Annotated in this window: 20 protein-coding genes; 13 read left to right on the top strand and 7 right to left on the bottom strand. The window is 69.6% G+C overall.

Annotated features, from left to right (window positions below; genetic code table 11):
- Positions 1 to 2: 2 nt before the first annotated feature.
- Entirely contained in the window at positions 3 to 776 is a 774-nt protein-coding gene (locus ACQPXM_RS20725) for a putative protein N(5)-glutamine methyltransferase (RefSeq protein ID WP_432935467.1), read from the top strand.
- Here the strand turns inward: ACQPXM_RS20725 and ACQPXM_RS20720 are convergent.
- Complete coding sequence (locus tag ACQPXM_RS20720) at positions 759 to 1,619, bottom strand: RNA polymerase sigma-70 factor (protein ID WP_432935465.1); 861 nt, start codon at positions 1,617 to 1,619, stop codon at positions 759 to 761. The genes ACQPXM_RS20725 and ACQPXM_RS20720 overlap by 18 nt on opposite strands.
- 139 nt (positions 1,620 to 1,758) lie before the next feature.
- On the opposite strand from ACQPXM_RS20720, the gene ACQPXM_RS20715 reads away from it, so the two are divergent.
- Together ACQPXM_RS20715 and ACQPXM_RS20710 are read left to right on the top strand one after the other, a co-directional pair.
- Positions 1,759 to 2,223, top strand: coding sequence for a GNAT family N-acetyltransferase (locus ACQPXM_RS20715; protein ID WP_432935463.1), 465 nt, complete (start codon positions 1,759 to 1,761; stop codon positions 2,221 to 2,223).
- A 43-nt stretch (positions 2,224 to 2,266) separates the two neighbouring features.
- On the top strand, positions 2,267 to 2,668 hold the full coding sequence (locus ACQPXM_RS20710; RefSeq protein WP_432935461.1) for a VOC family protein: 402 nt from the start codon (positions 2,267 to 2,269) through the stop codon (positions 2,666 to 2,668).
- Here ACQPXM_RS20710 and ACQPXM_RS20705 read toward each other — a convergent pair.
- Positions 2,665 to 4,665, bottom strand: a complete 2,001-nt coding sequence (locus ACQPXM_RS20705; RefSeq protein ID WP_432935459.1) for a GTP-binding protein — start codon at positions 4,663 to 4,665, stop codon at positions 2,665 to 2,667. The two genes, ACQPXM_RS20710 and ACQPXM_RS20705, sit on opposite strands and share 4 nt — an antisense overlap.
- 444 nt (positions 4,666 to 5,109) lie before the next feature.
- Here ACQPXM_RS20705 and ACQPXM_RS20700 point away from each other — a divergent pair, with 444 nt between their 5' ends.
- Together ACQPXM_RS20700 and ACQPXM_RS20695 are read left to right on the top strand one after the other, a co-directional pair.
- On the top strand, positions 5,110 to 5,766 hold the full coding sequence (locus ACQPXM_RS20700) for a class I SAM-dependent methyltransferase (RefSeq protein WP_432935457.1): 657 nt from the start codon (positions 5,110 to 5,112) through the stop codon (positions 5,764 to 5,766).
- Positions 5,759 to 6,571, top strand: a complete 813-nt coding sequence (locus ACQPXM_RS20695; RefSeq protein WP_432935455.1) for a phosphotransferase family protein — start codon at positions 5,759 to 5,761, stop codon at positions 6,569 to 6,571. The genes ACQPXM_RS20700 and ACQPXM_RS20695 overlap by 8 nt, the downstream gene beginning before the upstream one ends.
- Here ACQPXM_RS20695 and pyrH read toward each other — a convergent pair.
- From pyrH to ACQPXM_RS20675, 4 genes are all read right to left on the bottom strand, one after another.
- Positions 6,564 to 7,271: a UMP kinase gene (gene pyrH, locus ACQPXM_RS20690; protein WP_432935453.1), complete on the bottom strand. Its 708-nt coding sequence runs from the start codon at positions 7,269 to 7,271 to the stop codon at positions 6,564 to 6,566. The two genes, ACQPXM_RS20695 and pyrH, sit on opposite strands and share 8 nt — an antisense overlap.
- 65 nt (positions 7,272 to 7,336) lie before the next feature.
- Entirely contained in the window at positions 7,337 to 8,293 is a 957-nt protein-coding gene (locus ACQPXM_RS20685) for a tyrosine-type recombinase/integrase (protein ID WP_432935451.1), read from the bottom strand.
- Between the two features lie 456 nt (positions 8,294 to 8,749).
- A complete protein-coding gene (locus tag ACQPXM_RS20680; protein WP_432935449.1) occupies positions 8,750 to 9,526 on the bottom strand; it encodes a class I SAM-dependent methyltransferase in 777 nt (258 codons plus the stop codon).
- A gap of 87 nt (positions 9,527 to 9,613) precedes the next feature.
- Positions 9,614 to 10,534, bottom strand: coding sequence for a phosphotransferase family protein (locus ACQPXM_RS20675; RefSeq protein ID WP_432935447.1), 921 nt, complete (start codon positions 10,532 to 10,534; stop codon positions 9,614 to 9,616).
- 394 nt (positions 10,535 to 10,928) lie between these two features.
- On the opposite strand from ACQPXM_RS20675, the gene ACQPXM_RS20670 reads away from it, so the two are divergent.
- The 4 genes from ACQPXM_RS20670 (at position 10,929) to ACQPXM_RS20655 (ending at position 15,996) form a co-directional block, all read left to right on the top strand.
- Positions 10,929 to 12,968 (top strand): penicillin acylase family protein, encoded by a 2,040-nt coding sequence (locus ACQPXM_RS20670; protein ID WP_432935445.1) that lies wholly within the window; start codon positions 10,929 to 10,931, stop codon positions 12,966 to 12,968.
- 158 nt (positions 12,969 to 13,126) lie between these two features.
- On the top strand, positions 13,127 to 13,936 hold the full coding sequence (locus ACQPXM_RS20665; protein ID WP_432935443.1) for a phosphotransferase family protein: 810 nt from the start codon (positions 13,127 to 13,129) through the stop codon (positions 13,934 to 13,936).
- Between the two features lie 66 nt (positions 13,937 to 14,002).
- Positions 14,003 to 15,208 (top strand): NAD(P)/FAD-dependent oxidoreductase, encoded by a 1,206-nt coding sequence (locus tag ACQPXM_RS20660; protein ID WP_432935441.1) that lies wholly within the window; start codon positions 14,003 to 14,005, stop codon positions 15,206 to 15,208.
- Between the two features lie 23 nt (positions 15,209 to 15,231).
- Positions 15,232 to 15,996, top strand: coding sequence for a sigma factor-like helix-turn-helix DNA-binding protein (locus ACQPXM_RS20655; protein WP_432935439.1), 765 nt, complete (start codon positions 15,232 to 15,234; stop codon positions 15,994 to 15,996).
- A 12-nt stretch (positions 15,997 to 16,008) separates the two neighbouring features.
- Here the strand turns inward: ACQPXM_RS20655 and ACQPXM_RS20650 are convergent, their stop codons facing one another.
- Positions 16,009 to 16,650 (bottom strand): GNAT family N-acetyltransferase, encoded by a 642-nt coding sequence (locus ACQPXM_RS20650; RefSeq protein WP_432935437.1) that lies wholly within the window; start codon positions 16,648 to 16,650, stop codon positions 16,009 to 16,011.
- Positions 16,651 to 16,834: 184 nt separating this feature from the next.
- Here ACQPXM_RS20650 and ACQPXM_RS20645 point away from each other — a divergent pair, with 184 nt between their 5' ends.
- The 4 genes from ACQPXM_RS20645 (at position 16,835) to ACQPXM_RS20630 (ending at position 22,042) form a co-directional block, all read left to right on the top strand.
- Positions 16,835 to 18,064 carry an RNA polymerase sigma factor gene (locus tag ACQPXM_RS20645; protein WP_432935435.1) on the top strand — a complete coding sequence of 410 codons (1,230 nt, stop codon included), beginning with the start codon at positions 16,835 to 16,837 and terminating at the stop codon, positions 18,062 to 18,064.
- Between the two features lie 61 nt (positions 18,065 to 18,125).
- Positions 18,126 to 20,813 (top strand): ATP-binding protein, encoded by a 2,688-nt coding sequence (locus ACQPXM_RS20640; RefSeq protein ID WP_432935433.1) that lies wholly within the window; start codon positions 18,126 to 18,128, stop codon positions 20,811 to 20,813.
- A 77-nt stretch (positions 20,814 to 20,890) separates the two neighbouring features.
- Positions 20,891 to 21,445 carry a dihydrofolate reductase family protein gene (locus tag ACQPXM_RS20635; RefSeq protein ID WP_432935431.1) on the top strand — a complete coding sequence of 185 codons (555 nt, stop codon included), beginning with the start codon at positions 20,891 to 20,893 and terminating at the stop codon, positions 21,443 to 21,445.
- A gap of 3 nt (positions 21,446 to 21,448) precedes the next feature.
- The gene (locus ACQPXM_RS20630) at positions 21,449 to 22,042 is read left to right on the top strand and encodes a dihydrofolate reductase family protein (RefSeq protein WP_432935429.1); all 594 of its coding nucleotides are present in this window, start codon (positions 21,449 to 21,451) and stop codon (positions 22,040 to 22,042) included.
- The last annotated feature ends 6 nt before the right edge of the window (positions 22,043 to 22,048 follow it).

The following is a 22,048-nucleotide window of genomic DNA, read 5'->3' as shown; positions in this document are numbered from 1 at the left end:
CGTTGGAATCTGTTGTCGCCACCTTGCGTGCGGCCGGCTGTGTCTTCGCCGAGGAAGAAGCCGAACTGATCGTCTCCACGGCCTCCGGCCCGGATGAGGTCGCGCGGATGGTCGACGAGCGGGTCTCCGGCCTGCCGCTGGAGCAAGTGCTCGGCTGGGCGTCGTTCCACGGGCTGCGGATTGCGATCGACCCGGACGTGTTCGTGCCGCGCCGGCGGACCGAGCATCTGGTCGACGAGGCGATCGCCCGCTGCCACCCCGACGCGGTTGTCGTCGACCTGTGCTGCGGATCCGGCGCTCTCGGCCTGGCCGTCGCGACCGCCGTACCGGGCGTGAGCCTGTATGCCGCCGACCTGCACCCAGCCGCCGTCAAGAACGCCCGCCGCAACCTCCCGCCCGAGCGGGTCTTCGAAGGCGACCTGTACGACGCCCTGCCGCCGGACCTGCGCGGACGCGTCGACATCCTGCTCGCGAACGTGCCCTACGTCCCCACCGACGACGTGCGGTTCCTGCCCGCCGAAGCACGCCTGCACGAACCGCGGCTGACGCTCGACGGCGGCGCCGACGGCCTCGACCTGCTTCGCCGGGTCGCCGCCGAAGCCACTGACTGGCTCGCGCCGGGCGGCCCCCTCCTCACCGAAGCAAGCGCCGAACAAGCGCCCATGGCAGCGGAGATCCTGGCCACCGCCGGCCTGCGAGCCACCATCAGCTCCGACGAGCACGACTTCGCCACCACGGTGATCGGCACCCGCGACCGATCACCTCGCGAGTTCTGACGCCTCGTCCAAGCGGGTCAGTTTGTGCGGGTTGACGATCGCGAAGATCCGGCTGATCCTGCCGTTCTCGATCTCCACGCTCACTGTGCCGAACTGCTCGCCGACCTGGATCCGGAACGCCGGCGCACCGTTCAGCCACAACGGCGCCATCGTGATGTCGTTCACCTGGTAGGCCCGCGCCAGCAGCTTCGCCACCACCTGGGCGCCGTGGATCGGGACCCGCGCGGCCGTCACGACCCCGCCGCCGTCGGAGACCAGCACGACGTCCGGTGCCATCACTTCCAGCAGCTCCTGCACCTGCCCGGTCCGCAGCGCCTTCTGGAAGCGCTCCACGACGGTCTGCTGCTCGGACTTGCTCACCTGCACCCGCGGCCGCTTCGCCGCGACGTGTTCCCGGGCCCGCTTCGCGATCTGCCGCACCGCGGCCGGCGACTTCCCGGTCGCCTCCGCGATCTCGCCGTACGGGAGCTCGAACACCTCGCGCAGCACGAACACCGCGCGCTCGGTCGGCCCGAGCGTCTCCAGCACGGTCAGCATCGCGATCGACACGCTGTCGGCCAGCTCCACGTCGTCGGCGACGTCCGGGGTGGTCAGCAGCGGTTCGGGCAGCCACTCGCCGATGTAGTCCTCTCGCCGGCGCGCCAGGGTGCGCAGCCGGTTCAGCGCCTGCCGCGTCACGATCCGGACCAGGTACGCGCGGGGCTCGTTGATCTGCGACTGGTCGACGTCGGCCCACCGCAGCCACGACTCCTGCAGCACGTCCTCCGCGTCAGCCGCCGACCCGAGCATCTCGTAGGCCACCGTGAACAACAGGTTCCGGTGGACGACGAACGGATCGGTCATGGGATCGACCCTACGGCCGGGTGGTGCCATCTGGTTCTCCTCGTTTGTCGCGGTGACGAGCATCAGACACCGGCCGGACCCCGGGTGTGACACTCGGCCGGCCGTAGGCTGGGACGACCGGTTCGGAGGGGGCTGTTCGATGACCACTGTGCGTACCGCGACCGCTGCCGATCTCGACGGAGTGGTCGCCTCGTGTGCCGCGCTGTTCGCCGAGGACGCCGGTCAGCGCGATCACCTGCGCAACACCGCCTGGCCCGCGACGTACGGCGCCTCGTGGTGTGCCGGGTTGCTGGCCGACCCGGCCGCGCTGCTGCTGGTGGCAAGCGACGGCGACGGCTCGGTGGTCGGTCACCTGGTCGGCAACTTCTTGCCGGTCTCCGAGATGTGGATCGCACCCCGAGCCGAGCTGGTGAGCATGTACGTCCGGCCTCAGGTGCGGGGTGCGGGAGTGGGAGGTCAGCTGATCGACGGTTTTGTCGCCTGGGCCCGCGAGCGCGGCGCGGCCCGGCTCGAGGTGAACGCGTACGCGACCAACGAAACCGCGCTCCGGGTCTACGAGCGGCACGGATTCCGTCCGCACTCGGTGCTGCTGACCACCGATTGAGCGGCGGCCGGAACTGTCGGCCGGCGTTGGTAGCGTCAGGGCAATGGGATTGAGTTTGCAGGTCACCTCGGTGACCATCATGGCGCCGGACCCGCGGGCGCTGGCGGAGTTCTACTCGCGGCTGCTCGGGCGGCCGGTGACCACCAGCGAGGGACCCCGCGAAGGGCATCCGGCCGCCGACGGCTGGGCGCAGATCCGCGCCGCCGAGGGCACCGGCGAAGTCACGCTGAACTTCGAGTACGAGGAGCAGTGGAAACGGCCGCGCTGGCCGGCCGAGTCCGGCGCGCAGAACGCGACCCAGCACCTCGACATCGCGGTCGACGACCTCGACACGGCCACCCAGCATGCCGTTGCCCAGGGCGCCGTTCTGCCCGAGTTCCAGCCGCAGGACTCCGTGCGCGTCCTGCTCGACCCGGCCGGCCATCCCTTCTGCCTCTTTGTCTAGACCCTCCTGAGCACGTGCAGCAGGTACTCCCGCCGATGCAATGGATCGTGATCGGTGCGTTCCCGCCGGGGAATCGCACCGGTCACCGGCTGGTACCGCTCGAACGCCGACTCCAGCACACCTTCACCCCGCGTCAGCGCGGGAAGCTGCTGCTCCAGCTGATGGACGGCCGCGGCCGGGATCTCGCCCTCCAGCACCGAGACGTCCTGGTCGAGCGCCGGCACCCGCGGGACCGCCCGCAGCTTCGCCAGCGCCGCCAGCACGCCGCGCACCGCATCGGTCGGAAGCTCCAGCTGGAACCGGTGCATCGGCTCGTGCACCGTCGTGCCCGCTCGGCGTAGCGCCGTCGTCAGGACCAGCGGCGTCAGCAACCGGAAGTCCCCGGCCGTGCTCGACATGCTCTTGTCGAAGACCGCGTGCGCGTGGCTCTGGCGTGCCGAGTAACCCGAGTGCGTCATCACCACGCGGGCATCGGGAATCTCCCAGCCGTACAGCCCCTGCCGCAGCGTCTCGCGAACCGTTTCCTCGACCGCCTTGATGAACGCGTACGGCATCGACCCGAGCTCGACCTCCAACTCGAACGACACCCCGGCCCCGGCCGGCGCCGGCTCGACGCGCAGCCCGATCGTGGCCAGGAACGGGTTGGGATCGACCTTGTTGAACTCCGCCGCCGCGCCGATCCCGTCGATCCGCTCGATGTGGATCGTGGTCGTCTCGCGGAAGCTCACGTCCAGCCCGTACTCGGTCGCCAGAGTCGTCTGGACGACCTCCTTCTGCACCTCGCCGTACAGCGAGACCGAGGTCTCCTGACGGACGTCGTCCTGGCGCAGATTGATCAGCGGGTCCTGCTCGGCGAGCTGGGAGAGCGCGCTCTGCAGGTTCCCGCGGTCCGACGCGCGGGCCGGGACCACGACGGTTTCCAGCGTCGGGGGAGCGAAGAACGCGCTCTCCCGCCTGCTCTCGCAGTCCGTGACGGGACCGGTGGTGAGCTCGTCGCCGATCCGGACCTCGGTGAGACCCCAGAGCTTGCCGATCTCACCGGCCGTGACACGGTGGCGAGTGGCCGTCGTACCGGCGTCGAAGACGCTGATCGCGGTGACCTTCGCCTCCTGGCCGTCACCGAAGCGCACCCGGTCGCGGGTCTGCAGCTCGCCGCTGAACATCCGCACGTAGGCGATCTTCTCGCCGGCCGGACCACGCTCGACCTTGAACACCGATCCGGCGACCGGCGCTTCGCGATCACCTTCCGGTGCGGGCAGCAGCTCCCGGATCCCTGCGATCAGCGGCTCCGTCCCGGCGCCGGTGATCGCCGATCCGAAGTACACCGGATGCACCAGCGCCCGGCGCGTCTGCTCGGCCAGGCCGGCCCACAGAGCGTCGCCGCAGAGCGCGTTCTCGTTCTCGACGTAGGTCGCCAGCCACCGGTCGTCGTGCTCGGCGAGCAACTCGACCAGGCTGAGCGAGAACGCCGGATCACCCACCGCGTACGGCGTGAAGGCCGCGTCGGGAGTGCCGCGATCGGCGGTCGCGCCCATCGCCACGACCGCCGGCGAGAGCTTCGCGGCCAGGTCCCGCAGCAGCGACTCGTGCCGCGCGCCGGCGCGATCGATCTTGTTGACGAAGATCAGCGTCGGGATCCGCAGCCGCTGCAGGGTGCGGATCAGGATCCGGGTCTGGGCCTGCACGCCCTCGACCGCCGACACCACCAGCACGGCGCCGTCGAGCACGCCGAGCACCCGTTCCACCTCGGCGATGAAATCCGGGTGGCCCGGCGTGTCGATCAGGTTCACGGTGACGTCGGCGAGCGCGAACGAGACCACGGCCGACTTGATCGTGATCCCACGCTGCCGCTCGAGCGCGAGCGAGTCGGTCTGGGTACTGCCGTCGTCGACGCTGCCGATCGCGTCGATGACTCCGGCGGCGTACAGCAGCCGCTCGGTCAGGCTGGTCTTACCGGCGTCGACATGCGCCAAAATCCCCAGGTTCAGTGCTTTCACAAAGCTTCATGTCCCTTGTACAGGTGTGGAAACGGAACGAGGTGGACATGAAGCGAGGTCGCATCTCGGCGCTCCTTTGCTGCGGGACAGGTCGCTACGAGTACAACAAGCCCTGATCCGGGCAGCAAACCCTTTTCCGCCGGACCCGCCGTCATCCGGCGCTGCGCGCCCGATCCCGCTCGTATCCGGTCACCGCCGGCTTCGTGATCATGCGATCGATCCTGCTCGGTATCCCGCGGTGGCTGAAGGATCGTTCCGGACCTGGTTGTTACCCTCAGGGCAACACCGCGAGGAGGTCGTCCATCGAGTCCCAGGCACTGCGCTACGACCGCCCGGTGCGCGACGCGCCGCCCGCGAAGCCGGCGATCGCCTGGCCGCAGCGATCCCGCTCGACAGCCACCGCGGCCCTCGTCCGCGCCGCCACCTCGACCGGTCGGAGTACCGATGACTGATGCGAAGACCGACGAGCTGCGCTCCGCCCACGACGTACTGGCCGAGTGGTACGCCGAGAACCTCGACGGAGTGCTCGACCGGATGCCGATCGAACGGTCGGTGCTCAACCTGTTCAGTGAGCTGACGCTGTCGGCGGGGCTCGGAGACGCCGTCGCGGACATCGGCTGCGGGACGGGCCGGCTGGCTCCGTATCTCGCCGCTCGAGGGTTGTCGCCGCATGGGGTGGATCTGTCGCCGGGCATGGTCGACATCGCCCGGCGGGACTATCCGGACTTCCCGTTCGACGTGGGCGATCTGCGGGCGCTACCTCTCGACGACGCCTCGGTGGCAGGCGCGGTCTGCTGGTACTCACTGATCTTTCTCGCACCCGACGACCGGGACGCGGCGTTCGCCGAACTCGCGCGGGTGGTGAAGCCCGGCGGCTATCTCGTGACCGCGTTCAAGCCGGGCGACGGGCAGCTGCGGCGGGGTGGAAAACTGGCCGGTCTCGGAGTCGAGTACGACGGCTACTGGTTGCCGGCCGAGGAGATGGAAGCGCGGATCACCGCCGCTGGGTTCGTGACGGCGTACCGGGGTGTGCGGCCCGGTGACGAGGACGATCCGCACACGTACGTCTATCTTCTGGCGCGGAGGCTTCGGCTTGCTTGAGCTGGAAGCGTTGATCGGACCGGTCGCGGTCAGTGAGCCCGTGCAGGGGTTCGTCGGGAACGAGACGTATCGGGTGCGGACGGTGGCGGGGGAGACGTACTACGTCAAGTCCGGGCCTGGTTTGGGTGCGGAGGCGCGAGCTTGCTCGCTGGCTGCTGAGGCGGGAGTGCCGGCGCCGGAGATTGTTGCCGTGGGCACCAACGGCGCGGTGGAGTACCTGATCCAGCGTGCCGTCGCCGGGGGAGAGGTTGGTCCGGGCGACACCGCGGTGCTCACGAGCGTCGGGGTTGAGCTGGTGAAGCTGCACCGAATTGCCGGCGATGGGTTCGGCTTGTTGAGTGGGGCGTTGCGTCCGACCTGGGCAGAGCTGCTGATGGATCAGGTGGGCTCGCTGGACGGGCTCGTCGACGCCGGGTTGCTGCCAGCGGATCAGCGCGGGCGGCTGGTAGAAGTCGTCGCGGATCTGACGCCCGAACCGGACCGGCCGGTGCTGCTGCACGGCGATCTTCACCCGCGGCACATCTACGCCGCCGGCGGGGTACTGACCGGGATCATCGACTGGGGCGACGCGTTGTACGGCGATCCGCTGTTCGATCTCGCGCGGTTCTCGATCGCCGGCGCCGGCGCAACGTACGCCGTACTGGACGGGTACGGGCTCGAGCTGACGGCCGAACTGGAGCGGACGTTCGCGCTGTTCCGGGCCGTGTGGTCGGCGGTGGCGCTCCGGGCGGAGCTCGACGCGGGTGGCGACTGGTTCCAGCCACACCTGGACCGGATCGCGGGGGAGTTGGCGCGGCTCAGCTGACCAGCGTGCCGATGTGCTCGCCCCGGCAGATCGCGGCCGCCGCGCCTGGGGTGTCGATGTCGAAGACGTGCAGCGGGAGCCGGTGATCCCGGGCCAGGATGAACGCCGACTGGTCCATCACGCGCAAATCCCGGTCGATCACCTCCTGGTAGCTGAGCCGGTCGAACCGGCGCGCGGTCGGCACCTTGTTCGGATCCGCGTCGAAGATGCCGTCGGCCCGGTTCTTGGCGACCAGCAGCGCGTCCGCACCGAGCTCGACCGCGCGCTGCACCGACGGGTAGTCGGTGGTCGTGAACGGCTGTCCGTTTCCACACCCGAGCAGCACGATCGAGCCCTTCTCCAGGTGCCGGATCGCGCGCAACCGGATGTACGGCTCGGCCAGGTTGTTGATCGGGATCGCCGTCATCAGCCGCACGTCGACGTCGCCGAGCGCCGCGATCCGGCCGCGCAGCAGGACGGCGTTGATCACCGTGCCGAGCATCCCGATGTTGTCCGCCTCGACCCGGTCGATGCCCCAGTCCTCGGCCCGGTTGCCGCGGAAGACGTTGCCCCCGCCGACGACGACCGCCACCTGGACGCCGGTCGCCCGCGCCGCCAGCACCTCGGTCGCCAGATGCGTCAGCCGCTCACTGCTGAACCCGAACTCCGCCTCCCCGGCGATCGCCTGCCCCGACAACTTCAACACCAGACGCTCGTACACGGATCTCTCCTCGACGTCGTGAGCAGGCCGTCTTGCATTCCATCACACCCTTGCCGCGCGGCTCGTCACGGATCGAGAACCTTGTCGAGGCTCTGGTACGTGCGGTTGCTCGCGGTCGCGGCGCGGCGTTCGCGGCCGGTGGCTTCGATGTAGTTCTGGCTGGTGGCGAGGCTGGCGTGACCGAGCAGCGCCATGATCTCGGACGCGGTCGCGCCGTCCTCGGCGAGACGGGTCGCGAAGGTGTGGCGCAGAGCGTGCAAGTTGGCGCCGACCGGGACGCGGTCGTGCAGGCCTGCCCAGCGGTAGCAGGACTTCACCAGGTACTCCAGGCCGCCGCGGCCGATCGGGTCGCCGTTGCGGTCGAGCAGCAGCTTGGCCGACCGGTTGAAGCGGCGACTCGGGAACCGGCGGGTGCAGGATTCGACGTACGCCTCGATGATGCGCTCCATGATCGGCTCGACCGGGATCGAACGGTCCCGGCTGCCCTTGCCGTGCACGTGCAGCCGCATCTCACCCGGCCGGCCGGCGAGCGAGTCGGTGGTCAGCGTGCGCATCTCCGCCGAGCGGAGCCCGGCGACCAGTCCGAGCGCGATCACCAGCAGATCGCGCTCCGGCCAGGGGTCGCGCGCTTGCCTCGTGCCGTCGGCCGCTGCTTTGAGCAACTTCTCCGGGGTGTCCTCGCCACGCAACGGCTTGGGGGACAGGGGAGGGGTCTTCGGTCGCGCGACCGCCCCCATCGGGTTGCCGGCGAGCAGCCCATCGGACACGCAGAAGGTGAGGAACTGGTTCCAGGTGGACCAGGCGCGCAGCACCGAACTCTTGGCGTGCCCGTCCGCGAACGCACCGAACGCCGTCCGCAAAGCTTGAGCCGTGAGTTGCTCGACCTCGAGCTCCTCCGGGTCGTCGGTCAGCAGCGCGGTGATCCCGGCCAGGTCGCGGCGGTAGGCGTCGGTGGTGTGCGGAGAGTCCTTACGCGGCCGCCGCGCGGCGAAAAACGCGGCCTGAGCTTCGAGCACCTTCATGGGCGCCATTCCTACCGGACGCCACCGACAGTCCCCTGGATCTGTTGCCGCCAGCAACTATCTTTCATGCATAATCACCATTATGCATGAAACAGCGTCGCCAGAAGGGGTGGCATCCACCCCGGGGGACAACGTTCAGCTGGTCGATCTCAACCGGCCCGCAGGTGCTTTCTGAGGCAACCAGAGAGTCGATATGCCGGCACGAGCCGCCTGTGAGCACCTGTCCGGATGATTCCCAGGCCAACTCGATGACCTGCCCAAGAATCTCAACGGCCGGCGCCCAGAGATTTCCCAGGCGAACAATCCCGTCGAGTCCAACGGCGAACCGACACCGCCAAGCCGGCCTGCACGCGTGCTGTGTGCTGACGTCGTACGTGCGTCAGCAGCATCTTCGAACCCTCCAGACCCCCCTCTCCAGACTCCCATCTGATGCGCCGATAATGGACATTATGTCAACTACTGGCCCTTGCTCGCGACCACCAGGTAGTTCTCGGCCTCGAGATCGAACGTACTCACTTCCGTCCGAAGTCCGACCCGGTGCAGCTCGGCTTCGAGTTCCTCGTACCGGTAGGGCCAGCAGGACAGTAGTTCCGAGCGGACACGAACCGATCCAGTCGCATCAACTTGCGCGATCGCGATCTCGATGTGGTGCTCCTCCTCCCACTGCGGCGCGATCTCCCAGCGGTAGACCACGACGGCATCGCGACCGTTCCGGCGGACGAGTCGGTCACTGATGTCGAGCCGGGAACCTCTGGCCCTCACGAGTTCCCACGTGCGAGAGGTGAGTACCAAGCGCCCGCCGGGGCGCAGAAGGCGTGACATCGACTCCAGAGCAGCACCCCTGCCTGTCGCGCCCGCGGCATGGTGAAGCGAGTTGCCGACGCAGAACACCATGTCGAACGTGTCGTCCTCGAAGTGGTCGGGCAACTCGTCCCAGTTCGCCCGCACGGCCCGGACGGATGCCCCGAACTCCTCAGACAACTCCGCAGTCCGGCGAACCATCGCTTCGCTGGCGTCAGTTGCGACTACCTGCATGCCACGACCGGCGAGGCCGACCGCCAACTGTCCGGTTCCGCACGAACAGTCGAGGACGTGAGCGTTCGACGGCAGGAGACTGAGGACGTCATCGAACGACGCGGCGAACTCGGCCGGAGGCAACTTCTCATCTGAGATGAGCCATTCGTACACCTCGGCAAGCACGTCGTAATCCGTCACAACCACTACCTCCGTCACGCGGCAGACTCACGGTGGGACGCCAGTCCATCAGCGGTGCGAGCCGGGCACCAATGGTTTTCGCAAGGACAACCCGTCCGCGCATGCCTACCAGACGAGCCCCTCCAGATGGTTGTGGCCGGACAGCAGCCGAGCGATGCGGTGCTGCGCCGCTTCGCGGATGTCAGGCTCGGGATGGTGTGCGTACAGCGCGAGCTCCACGTACATGTCGTAGAAGTTCAACCGCTCGCGCAGATTCTCGCGCTCGAACAGCTCCGGATACGCGCCGTGCAGCCATCCGGGCACCTGTCTGAGTGTGCTCTCGTCGAGCCCTCGCCCGTCGGGTGTCGGTGGGAACTCTCCCGCCTTCGCGCACCAGCGAAGGATCGTGTCGAGCTCGACATCCGCAGGCTGAGCCAACGCCTCCGCGAAGTCCACCAGACCGGTCACGCGTCCTTCGTCGACGATCACGTTGGACCCATGCAGATCACCATGGACGAGGACGGGTTCGTCGGAGGCGAACAACGCCAGCCGCTCCTGGACCCAATCGGCGACGTCCGTGAGCAGGCGCGTGTCATGTCCGGGAAGTCGCCGAGCAGCCTCGACCTGCTGGAGCGTCTCACTCACCACGGGCGGGTGAAACGCAGGCCACGGCTCCCCCGCAAACGCGTCAGCCAGCCAGGGCGGCAGCAGGCCCGCCGGGACAGGAACTCGGTGAAGCGCGCGCAACGCAGCGCCGAGGCTCTCGATGATCGCTTGGCGCGTGTCCGAGTCCGCCGCCGGCCACGCCTCGTGCAGGCTTCGACCGGGCAAGCGCTCGGAGATGTACCACGGCCCGTCCGGGCCGTCGCCGTGGGCAAGGTGCCGGGCATGTGGGACCTCGCTCCCCGCGAGCAGCTCGACGACCAGAGCCTCGTGGCGATACGCGTCGCGGTACTTTCCGCTGCTCAGCCGTACGACGTACTCGTCGCCGACCCACACGCGGCTGACCCAGCCGGCCTTGGGAACAAAGCGCCCGGTGGCCGGCAAGCCGGCGTCCGCCAACGTCCTCAGCAGCGCCGGATCGGCGACGAACGGTGTTGATCGGGCGATCGCGATGCTCCTCAGAACGGCTGACAGGGTTTCAACTTACGTCGTATCCAATGTGCACGCCACGTATTGCCATCGTCACTTTCGGCACCTAGCGTCGGCTGCGGCCGCCACCGAGAGATCGGAGCAACTCTTGAACGACGCGCAGAACCCAGGTCCGAGTCGACGGCATGTGCTCGGTGGAGCGGCTGGTTTGGCTGCTGGAGCTGCTGCCGCGACGGCGCTCCCGACCAGCGCCTCCGCGGCGCCGGCTCGCGGCGGGCCTGAGCTCGCCCGGTGGCGCCGGCAGGCTGCGCGCGTACGGATTACGCGCGACGACTGGGGTGTCCCCCACGTGTCCGGGCGGACCGACGCCGACGCGGTGTTCGGGATGATCTACAGCCAGGCCGAGGACGACTTCAACCGGATCGAGAACAACTACCTGGTCAGCCTCGGCCGGCTCGCCGAGGCTCAGGGAGAGAGCGCGATCTGGCAGGACTTGCGGCAGCGGTTGTTCGTCGACCACGAGGACCTGAAGCGAGACTGGGTGAACTGCCCGGCGTGGTTGCGCAAGCTGATGCAGGCCTGGGCCGACGGGCTGAACTACTACCTCGCGACGCACCCCGGCGTGCGGCCCCGGGTGATCAGGCGGTTCGAGCCGTGGATGGCGCTGAGCTTTTCCGAAGGCAGCATCGGCGGCGACATCGAGCGCGTACCACTCTCCCAGCTCGAGGCGTTCTACAGCCTGCGCCAGCTCCCGATGACCGAGGCGGAGCGTGGCCTGCTGTTCGCCGAGCCGAAGGGGTCGAACGGGTTCGCGATCGCGCCGAGCCACACCCGCGACGGCCGGGCTCTGCTGCTGATCAACCCGCACACCAGCTTCTTCTTCCGCGCCGAGCAGCACGTCACGAGCGACGAAGGACTCAACGTGTACGGCGCGGCGACCTGGGGACAGTTCTTCATCTACCAGGGCTTCAACGCGCACGCCGGCTGGATGCACACCTCCAGCGGCGTCGACAACGTGGACGAGTTCGCCGAGACGATCGTCACCGGGCCCGGCGGCCGCCGGTTCTACCGGTACGGCGACGCGCTGCGGCCGGTGACGACCAAGACGATCACCCTGTCGTACCGGACTGCGGACGGCGTACTGGCCAAGCGCAGCTTCACCACCTACGCCACGCATCACGGCCCGATCGTGCGTGAGGCCGACGGCCGGTGGATTGCGTTCGCGCTGATGAACCGGCCGGTCGAGGCGCTGCAGCAGAGCTTCCTGCGCACCAAGGCGCGGGACTACCGGGCCTTCATCGAAGTGGCCGGCTTCAAGGCCAACAGTTCGAACAACACGCTGTTCGCGGACTCCAAGGGCGAGATCGCCTTCTTGATGCCGCAGTTCATGCCGGTCCGCGACGACCGCTTCGACTACCGCAAGCCCGTCGACGGCAGTGACCCGGCGACCGACTGGCGCGGCGAGCACAGCCTGCGCAGTCTCCCCCAGGTCGTGAACCCACGAAACGGCTGGACGTTCAACACCAACAACTGGCCGTGGACCGCGGCCGGTGCGGACAGCCCGAAGGCAGCCGACTTTCCGCGGTACTTCGACCAGGCCGGCGAGAATCCCCGCGGACCGCAAGCGATCCGGGTCCTGACCGCGCGGGACGACTTCACCCCGCAAAGGCTGATCGACGCGGCGTTCGACCCGTACCTGACCGCCTTCGCCCGGCTCGTACCGGGCCTGGTCGCGGCGTGGGACCAGCTGCCCGAGCGCGATCCCGCCAAGGCGAAGCTCGCCGGCCCGATCCGGCTGCTGCGCCGCTGGGACCACCGCTGGAGCGCCGATTCCACCGCGACCTCGCTGGCCGTGTTCTGGGGCGAGGCGCTGTGGGCGCCGTTGGCGCAGGCGGCGAGGGACGCCGGGATGTCGATGTGGGACTACTTGGCCGAGCGCGCCACCGACGCGCAGCGGCTGACGGCGCTGCAGCAGGCGGTGGACCGGCTCACGCAGGACTTCGGCAGCTGGCAGGTGCCCTGGGGACAGATCAACCGGTTCCAGCGCAACGACGGCGCGATCGTCCAGACCTTCGACGACGCGAAGCCGAGCACGCCGGTGCCGTTCACCTCAGCTCAGTGGGGCTCGCTCGCGTCGTTCGGCGCCAGACGCTATCCGGGAACCAAGCGGTACTACGGAACCAGCGGCAACAGTTTCGTCGCCGTCGTGGAGTTCGGTCCGAGGCTGCGTGCCTGGGCCGTGACCGCGGGCGGGGTCAGCGGCCACCCCGACTCCACTCACTTCAACGACCAGGCCGGGCGGTACGCATCCGGCAATCTCCGGCCGGTCTACTTCCACCCCGACGAACTCGAGGGCCACGTCGAACGAAGCTACCGACCGGGTCTCTGACAGCGAGTCACTCCCCCGCCGGAAATGCAGATGCCGCGCAGTGAGCGCTCGGTGAGACTTGGCGGATGGTGACAACGCCTCGTCCGCTGATCGACTCGGTGGTGCGGTCCGTCTGCGGTCGCGATGTCGAGTGTCTCGTACCTCTCGCCGGTGGAGGGATGAACGAGACGTACCGGGCCGAGCTCGGCGGCGACGTCGCAGTGGTCGTGCGGATCGCGCGTCAGGATGCGCCGTGGTTCGTCGACGAGGCGCACCTGATGACGCAGGCGCGCGACGCCGGCGTTCCGACCGCCGAGGTGCTGGGCCTGGAGCATCTCGATCACCAGGGCGAGTTGCTCTCGTTCTCGATCCAACGGTTCCTGCCGGGCCGTTCGCTCGACGAGCTCGTCGGCGTTCTGCCGGCCGCCGAGGTCGAGCGCCTGGCCGTGGACGCCGGTGAGATCCTGGCGCGGGTCCACAGCCTGACGCCGTACGCCGGGCGCGGCATCCGGCACGAGCTTCGGCTGCCCGAGCAAGACGCCGTCGCCAGGATCGCGCGCATCGTCGCGGAGACGCTCGACCCAGCCGCGGCCGCGGTCGTCGAGCGGGGCGCCGACTTCTTGCGCGAGCAGGTGACAACCCGTCCCGCTCCCCCGCTGGCGCTTGCCCAAGGCGACTTCCTGCCCAAGAACCTGCTGGTCCACGACGGGACGATCGCCGGCGTCATCGACTGGGAGTTCGCCGGCCCCGCGTCGCCGGCCTTCGACCTCGCCCGGTGGGAGGTGTCGGCCGGCCACCCCCTGCACGACCGTTCGGACCTGCTGCGCCGCGGGTACGCGCGAGTCGCCGATCCCGTGTCGGCCGCCGCCGGCTTCACACCGGCCTTCGCCATCGACTGGACACTCGAGATGCTCGGCTGGAAGAACCCGGCCTCGCCGGCGCAGTTCCGGCGCTGTGTGGAGGTGATCGCCCGCTACACCGCCTCCTGACCAACTGTCACAGAACGCGGCCGGCCGGCGTCTTGATGCCGTATCCACCTCATCCAAGGAGACGGCATGACTGCGAACAGCGAAAACACGCCGACGACCGGCGTCGTCGTGATCGGCGGCGGCTACGCGGGCGTGATGGCGGCCAACCGCCTGACCCAGCGCGACGACGTCACCGTGACGCTGGTCAACCCGCGGCCGAAGTTCGTCGTACGGCTGCGCCTGCACCAGCATGTCGCCGGAGAACCCGCGCCGGTCGTGGACTACCGCGAGATTCTGTCCGAGCGGATCAGGCTGGTCGTCGACAGCGCGACCAGCATCGACGCGGCCGGGCGGACCGTGAGCTTGGACAGCGGCGAGACGATCTCGTACGACTATCTGGTCTACGCGCCCGGCAGCGGAAGTTTCGACCTCTCGAGCATTCCCGGCGCCGAGCAGTTCGCCTACCCGGTCGCCAACCTGGAGGCCGCGGCGCGGCTCCGGGAGGTCGTCGACGCCACGCCGTCGTCCGCGCCGATCACGGTCGTCGGTTCCGGGGCGACCGGCATGGAGGTCGCGTGCGAGCTGGCCGAGCAGGGTCGTGCGGTGACTCTCGTGTGCGGCAAGGTGCTCTGCCCCTACGTGCACCCGAAGATCCGTCGCAAGTTCGCCAAGCGTCTCGCCGAGCTGGGCGTGACCGTGGTGGTCGGCGACGGTGCCACGGTGACCGCGGTGTCGCGCGACGCGGTCCAGCTGCGGGACGGTCGTGAGCTGGCGAGTGCGGTGACGATCTGGACCGCCGGCTTCTCCGTACCGGATCTGGCGCGGCGCAGCGGCCTGAGCACCGACGACACCGGGCGGCTGCTCACCGACGAGACCCTGACCAGTGTTGACAGCGACCGCATCCTCGCCGCCGGGGATTCGGCCTCGCCCTCCGGCGTACCGTTCCGGGCGAGTTGCGCGACCGCGCGGCCGCTGGGCGCGTACGCCGCGGACACGATCCTGGCGCGGCTGGACAACCGGCAGCCGAAGGAGGTCAACATCGGCACGGGCTTCCAGTGCTTCGCGCTGGGCCGCCGGACCGCCATCGTCCAGCTCGCCTCGATGAGCGACGTAGCGAACCGCTTCTCGATCGGTGGTCTGCTGGCGCACAAGATCAAGTCGAGCTCCTACGGGCTGCTCACCGAGGAGCTGGGCAAGGAGGCTCGCAAGCCGGGGAGCTTCACCTGGAGGTTCAAGGACAACAAGCGCCGGCAGAAGCTGCGCGACGTGGCCCGCCCTCGTACGGTTGCCTGATCGCGGGACGAGGAGGCGCTCGCATGAGTGACAACACCATCGACCCGGCGACCGAGAGCTTCGTTGCCCACCGCAACCTGTTGTTCACCGTGGCGTGCGAGATGCTCGGTTCGGCCACCGATGCCGAGGACGTGCTGCAGGAAGCCTGGCTGCGGTGGGTGAAGGTCGACCGGGAGCAGGTGCGCGACGACGTCGAGCTGGCCGAGGGCGTCTCGATGGCGATCATGATGGTGGTCGAGACGCTCTCGCCGACCGAGCGCGCGGTGTTCGTGCTGCGCGAGGCCTTCGGTTTCGAGTACGACGAGATCGCGGCGGCCGTGGACAAAACTCCCGCGGCCGTCCGGCAGATCGCGAGCCGCGCCCGGCGGCATGTCGAGGCGCGGCGTCCCCGCGCCTCGGTCACGCGCGCGGAGGCGGTGGCGGTGGCGGAGTCGTTCCGGCAAGCGCTCGCGACCGGCGACTTCCGGAGTCTGCTCGACGTGCTCGCGCCGGACGTCGTACTGGTGACCGACGGCGGCGGCCTCAAGCGGGCCGCGCTGCACCCGATCGTCGGCGCGGAGCGGGTGATCCGGTTCGTCTCCGGTGGCGTGGGCAAGAGCGGCACGGCGCTGTCCGGCGACCTGACCGTGGTGAACGGCAGCCCGGCGATCCTCCTGCGGGTGGACGGCGTCGTCGACGGCGTGCTCGCGTTGCGGGTCGAGGACGCTCGCGTCGCGGGGATGTACTACGTCCGCAACCCGGAGAAGCTGACCCGCGTCGGGACGGAGACTCCCTTGATCCGGCGCTGAGCTCCGCGCGGCTCACAAGGGCAAGGCTGCCCGGCAGGCCTCGATGTTGTGGAGCTGGATGTCGTCTCGGCGGTGCTGTTCCCAGTCCTGTCTGGTCAGTCGCCATCGGTTGAGCAGGGCGGGTTCGCCCTGCCGGGTTGCCCAGTCCGAGCCGTTGGGCTGGTAGCCGAGACCGCGGGAGATCGCGTTGGAGCCGTGGTTGTCCACGAACGCGTCGCTGCCGGCTTCCTTTGCGCCCAGACCTTCGAACGCCAGGTGCAGGATCGCCGACCGCATCTCGCGTCCGAGGCCGCGGCCGCGCTGATCGACCGACAGCCAGGAGAAGGTCGTGACCGTGCCGAGCGTCGAGAAGTCCGCTCCACTCACGGTCTGCTCCCCCACCGGCAGGCCGTCGACCATCACCACGAAGTTGAGCCGCCAGGCACCCGGCTCGACCGTGCCGCGCCGCCGCCAGATCGCTCGGAGCCACTTGGCGACGCGCAGGTCGGGATCGGTCTCGTAGAACGACATCGGATCGTCGTACGGCGCCGGCTCGGCGTGCGTTTTGCCGGCCCGGACGAGGTCCGCCAGCTGATCCAGCAGTTCGTCGGTCGCGCCGCGCAACTCGAGTGTCGGTGTGCTGACGCGCACGCCGAGCAGCGGATAGTTCTTCATGGGCGGTCACTCTGCCATCGACCGCGAGGACGTACGCGATCATTTTCTTGCCGGGTGGTGTCGGATCGGGACCTGGCCCTTCGTGGAAGCTGTAGACCGACAAGATCCCGCACCCGAGGTCCAGGAGACGAGCCGAGATGCAGTACCAGGTGTCCGTGATCGACGACGAGGTGCGGCCGTTCCGGTGAGCGAGCGCGACGTCCACGAGACGATCACCCAGGTTCATCGCGCGGAGTGGGCGCGCGTCGTCGCGTCGCTGGCGCGGCGGTTCGGGGATCTCGACGTTGCCGAGGAGGCCGCTGCCGAGGCGTTCGCGACGGCCGTCGAGCGGTGGCCGGTGGACGGCGTACCGCCCAATCCGGGGGCCTGGCTGACGACCACCGCGAACCGCCGGGCGATCGACCGGCTGCGGCGGGAGAGCAAGCGCGGGGACAAGCAGAAGGAGGCGCAGATGGAGTACGACGTCCCGCCGGAACCGCTCGGCGCCGTCGACGACGAGCGGCTCCGGCTGATCTTTACCTGCTGTCACCCGGCGCTGGCGCTGGAGACGCGCGTGGCGCTGACCCTGCGTTTGGTCGGTGGTCTGACCGTGCCCGAGATCGCGCGGGCGTTCCTGGTGCAGGAGACCGCCATGGGTCAGCGGATCACCCGCGCGAAGGCGAAGATCAAGGCGGCGCGGATTCCCTACCGGGTGCCGGCCGCGGAGGATCTGCCGGCCCGCGTGTCCGGCGTACTGGCTGTGCTGTTCCTGGTCTTCAACGAGGGCTATCTGGCGACCGGCCCCGACACGGATCCCGTGCGTCACGACCTGACGGCCGAGGCGATCCGGCTGACTCGGCTGATCCGTGGCCTGCTGCCGGACGACGGTGAGGTGGCCGGGTTGCTGGCGCTGATGCTGCTCACCGAGGCGCGCCGTCCGGCCCGGCTCTCGGCGAACGGCGAACTGGTGTCCCTCGACCAGCAGGACCGTGGCGCCTGGGACGCCGCGATGATCGCCGAGGGCCATCGGCTGGTCCGTGAGCGGCTGGCCGCCGGTGTGGCGCCGGGGCGCTACCAGATCCTTGCCGCGATCAACGCCGTGCACACCTCGGCGCGCGACGTGCGCGACACCGACTGGTCGCAGATCATTGCTCTGTACAACCAACTGATCCGGGTCGACCCGACGCCGATCGTCGCGCTCAACCGGGCCATCGCGGTCGCCGAGCTCGACGGCCCGGAGGTGGCGCTGGCGGCCGTCGACGGTCTCGGCGACAAGCTGGCCGGCTATCACGCCTATCACGCGACCCGCGCCGACCTGCTGCGGCGGATGGGGCTCAGTCAGGAGTCGCGTGCGGCGTACGGGAAGGCGATCGAGCTGGCGGGAAACACGGCCGAGGTCGCGTACCTGACCCGCCGCCGCGACCAGCTGGGGTAGCTGACCTGCCGCGTGGGCGCAAAGGGTGGTGGTGCGGGTGCCCACCGATTAGCGTGCCGCTGTGATCGTCGGACGGTACGCCGAGCAGTCCCGGATCAATCGGCTCGTGGCCGACGCGAAGGACGGCCGCAGCCGGTCGCTGGTGCTGCGTGGCGAAGCCGGGATCGGCAAAACCGCGCTGCTCGACTACGCGGAGAGTGTGGCCAGCGGCATGCGGGTGCTGCGAGTCGTGGGGATCGAGTCCGAGGCCGAGGTGGCCTTCGCGGCGCTGCAGTTGCTGTTCGTCCGCGACCTCGACCGGCTCGACGCGCTTCCGCGTCCCCAGGCGGAGGCGCTCAGGGCCGCTTTCGGGGCGAGCAGTACGGCGGTCGAGCGGCTGCTGCCCGGCGTGGCCACGCTCTCGCTGCTCTCCGAGCTGGCCGGCGACCAGCCGCTGCTGTGCCTGTTCGACGACGCGCAGTGGTTCGACCAGTCGTCGATCGACGCCGTGCTGTTCGCCGTACGCCGGTTGCACGCGGATCCGATCGCGACCGTGTTCGCCGCGCGCGACGGGGAGCGCCCGTTCCCCGCGCCGGGAGTGGACAGTGTGCCGCTCCCCCGGCTGGCCGCGACCGATGCCGCTCGCCTGGTCGCGGCCTCGGCGACGCTGCCGAGCGAGGTGACCGACCGGATCCTGGCCGAGTCGCGCGGCAATCCGCTGGCCATCGTGGAACTGGCGGCACACGCGGCCGAGGCGCCCGGCGTCCCGGCGCCGGTCACGCCTCTGCCGGCCGCGGGACGACTCGACCAACACTTCCGCCGGCAGATCGCGGCCCTTGGCGAAACCGCCAGGACTGTCCTCCTCCTGGCGGCGGCCGATCACGGATCCGCCTTGCCGACGATCGTGGCCGCGGCGGCGGAGTTCGGCGGCGACGCGAGCGACTTCGCACCGGCTGAGCAGAGCCGGCTCGTGCACGTCACCGCGGACGGCGTCGTGTTCCGGCATCCGCTGATCAGGTCGGCGGCCTATCAGGAGGCGCCTTTCGCGCAGCGGGTCGCCGCGCATCGGGCCCTCGCCCGGGTGCTGACCGATCCGCGCGACGCCGACCGCCGCGCCTGGCATGTCGCGGCTGCCGCTGGTGGACCGGACGACGCGGCGGCGGACGGCCTGGAACAGGTCGCTTCGCGAGCGACAGGACGTGGCGCCGCGGCGGCTGCTGCCCGAGCACTCGAGCGGGCAGCTCAGCTGACCAACTCGGCGCCCCATCGCGGCCGGCGACTGATCGCTGCCGCGCGAGCGTCGTACGACGCGGGCCAGCTCGATCGAGCTGTCGAACTGGCGGCCGACGGATCCGAGCTGACCAACACGCCCGGTGAGGTAGCCGAGGCCGGCTGGATCCGTGCGCAGGTGGCGTACGAGCGGACGTCGCCCGCCGAGGCCACTCGGATCGCGTTGCAGGCGGCTGCTCCGGTTCTCACGACAGAGCCGGAGCTCGTGGTCTCGATCCTCACCGAAGCGATCTGGTGCGCCCGGGACGCGGCGGATCCTGCGTTGCTGCGCCGCTGTGCGGAGCGGCTCCGTTCGGTCCCAGGAGGTCCCGGCCCGATGATCGACGGGCTGGTGGGCTTCGCCGACCTGTTGTGCGGCGACGTCGCCCAGGCGGTCGAGCCGATGCGCCGTGTCGTCCTCGCCGCTGCCGACGGCGCGAGCGGCGACACCCTTCAGCGGTTGAGCGCCGCGTTCCTCGGGCTGCTGATCGGCCAGGACGAGCAGGCCGTGGCGATCCTCGACGCGCTCGTCGCGGAACTGCGCTGCCGGGGTCAGCTGGGCTGGTTGCCGTACGCCCAGGAACCGCTGGTGCTTGCCCAACTGGTGACCGGCCGGCTCCGGGACGCGGACAGCAACGTGACGGAAGCGATGGCGCTGGCCGAGGAGCTGGGCCAGGAACTCGAGGTCGTTGTTCTCTCCGCGATGGCAGCTTGGCTTGCCGCCGCCCGGGGTGACGGTGTCCGCGCCGAGCGGCTCGCGACGCGCGTCCTGGACGATTCTCGGCAGCACGGCATGGCGGCCGCGCAGGCGGGTTGGGCGCTCGGGTTGCTCGCCCTGATGGCCGGAGATCCGCAGAGAGCGCTCCCCCGGTTCGAGGCGGTTTGCACCGGTCCGCCCGGTCGCGACGTCACTGTGCGCGCGATCCCCGAGCAGGTCGAGGCCGCGGTTCGGATCGGGGACCTCGTCCGGGCGCGACGGTTCGTGCCGGGACTCGCGGAGTGGGCGAGCTGCACGAAGAGCCCGGTCGCCTCGGCGTTGCTGCTGCGGTGCGAGGCGCTGCTCGACGACACCGGCCAGGCGGGCGCTCGGTTCCAGGAGTCGTTGGCGATGGAGAGTTGCGGTCCGTACGACCGGGCGCGCACCCAGCTGGTGTTCGGTGAGTGGCTTCGCCGGCACCGCCGGCGTACCGCGGCGAAGGAGCAGTTGCTCGCGGCGTACGAGACGTTCGACCGGATCGGCGCGCAGGGCTGGCTGCCTCGCGTGCGGGCCGAGTTGACCGCGCTCGGTGAGACCGCGCCGGGCGAGGTCGAGACGGGGACCGCCGGCGGGCTCACCCCGCAAGAACTCCAGGTCGTACGCCGTGCGGCTGTGGGCCTGAGCAACCGTGAGATCGCCGCGGAGCTCTTCCTCAGTCCGCGCACCGTCGGCCATCACCTCTACAAGGCGTATCCGAAGCTGGGCGTGCGACGACGGGCGGAGCTGAGTCAGCTCGACTTGTGAGTCTCGGTGCGGGGCCGGCTGGGCGCCAGTCGTTCGACAGATGCGGACGGCGCGGCGCGGTTCCTAGCCTCGACGGCATGGGCAAAGTCATCGTTCACAACCAGGTCACCATCAACGGCGCCTTCGAAGCGCCCACCCCCGAGGAGTGGCTGGAGCTCGACGCCGACAGCGCCGACGCCGGCCTGGAACAGCTGGTGCTGGCCGACGCGCTGCTGCTCGGCCGCAAGACGTACGAAGGGCTGGCGGCCGTCTGGCCACACCTGGGCGACGATCCGTCGATGGGCCACATGGCCGAGCGGGTCAACGGCATGCCGAAGTACGTCGCGTCGCGGACGCTGACCGGGCCGCTGGAGTGGAACGCCACGCTGATCGAAGGCGAGGTCGTCCAGGCGGTGCCCGCGCTCAAGGACAAGCACACCGGCAACCTGATCGTGTCCGGCTGCGGGGAGCTCGCGCACACGCTGGCCCAGGAAGGGCTGGTCGACGAGTTCTGGTTCTGGGTGAATCCGCATCTGTGGCCGTCCGGTCCGCGGATCCTCGACGGGGTCGGCCCGATCCGCCTGCAGTTGGTCGCGGCCACGCCGTACCGGTCCGGCGTGGTCTGGCTGCGTTACCGTCCGGCTGGGAGCTGACCGATGTCGACGACGATCATGTACGCCGCGGTGTCGGCGGACGGTTACGTCGGCCGGACCGACGGCGGGATCGGCCCGCTGTTCGACTGGTTCCACGGCGGTCCGATGGCGTGGAACTGGCTGGGAAGCCAGATGCGCACCAACGAGGCGTCCAAGGGTTTCATCGAGACGGTCTACTCGCCCGGCATCGGTGCGATGGTGGTCGGCCGGTACGTGTTCGACCAGACCAACGGATGGGGTGGGCAGGCCGTGGCCGGCGACCACGTGTTCGTGGTGACGCACGAGCCGCCGACAGACTGGGAGTTCGCGGGCAAGGCGCCGTACACGTTCGTGACCGACGGCGTCGAGTCGGCGGTCGCCCAGGCCCGGGAGGTCGCCGGGGACCGGATCGTCGACGTCGCGGCCGGGAACGTCGGTGGGCAGGCGTTGCGCCTCGGCTTGATCGACCAGGTGGTGATGAACGTCGTACCGGTGGTCTTCGGCGAAGGCAGGCCGTTCTTCGGCCGGGCCGACGGTGAGGTCACGCTCGCGTCCCCGGCACTGGTGGCACAAGGCGAAGGCGTCACTCACCTGCTGTACGACGTACCGGCGGTTTAACGCGTT

The sequence above is a fragment of the Kribbella sp. CA-253562 genome (assembly GCF_050942265.1).
Lineage (GTDB): Bacteria > Actinomycetota > Actinomycetes > Propionibacteriales > Kribbellaceae > Kribbella.
Note: the sequence above shows the minus strand (reverse complement) of the source record. Positions and strands in the feature narration are given on the sequence as shown.

Coding starts and splice junctions, on each gene's coding strand:
- ACQPXM_RS20650 (WP_432935437.1), bottom strand. CDS start 16,650: ATGAAGAACTATCCGCTGCTCGGCGTGCGCGTCAGCACACCGACACTC.
- ACQPXM_RS20710 (WP_432935461.1), top strand. CDS start 2,267: ATGGGATTGAGTTTGCAGGTCACCTCGGTGACCATCATGGCGCCGGAC.
- ACQPXM_RS20720 (WP_432935465.1), bottom strand. CDS start 1,619: ATGACCGATCCGTTCGTCGTCCACCGGAACCTGTTGTTCACGGTGGCC.
- ACQPXM_RS20630 (WP_432935429.1), top strand. CDS start 21,449: ATGTCGACGACGATCATGTACGCCGCGGTGTCGGCGGACGGTTACGTC.
- ACQPXM_RS20635 (WP_432935431.1), top strand. CDS start 20,891: ATGGGCAAAGTCATCGTTCACAACCAGGTCACCATCAACGGCGCCTTC.
- ACQPXM_RS20715 (WP_432935463.1), top strand. CDS start 1,759: ATGACCACTGTGCGTACCGCGACCGCTGCCGATCTCGACGGAGTGGTC.
- ACQPXM_RS20700 (WP_432935457.1), top strand. CDS start 5,110: ATGACTGATGCGAAGACCGACGAGCTGCGCTCCGCCCACGACGTACTG.
- ACQPXM_RS20655 (WP_432935439.1), top strand. CDS start 15,232: ATGAGTGACAACACCATCGACCCGGCGACCGAGAGCTTCGTTGCCCAC.
- ACQPXM_RS20665 (WP_432935443.1), top strand. CDS start 13,127: ATGAACGAGACGTACCGGGCCGAGCTCGGCGGCGACGTCGCAGTGGTC.
- ACQPXM_RS20660 (WP_432935441.1), top strand. CDS start 14,003: ATGACTGCGAACAGCGAAAACACGCCGACGACCGGCGTCGTCGTGATC.
- ACQPXM_RS20685 (WP_432935451.1), bottom strand. CDS start 8,293: ATGAAGGTGCTCGAAGCTCAGGCCGCGTTTTTCGCCGCGCGGCGGCCG.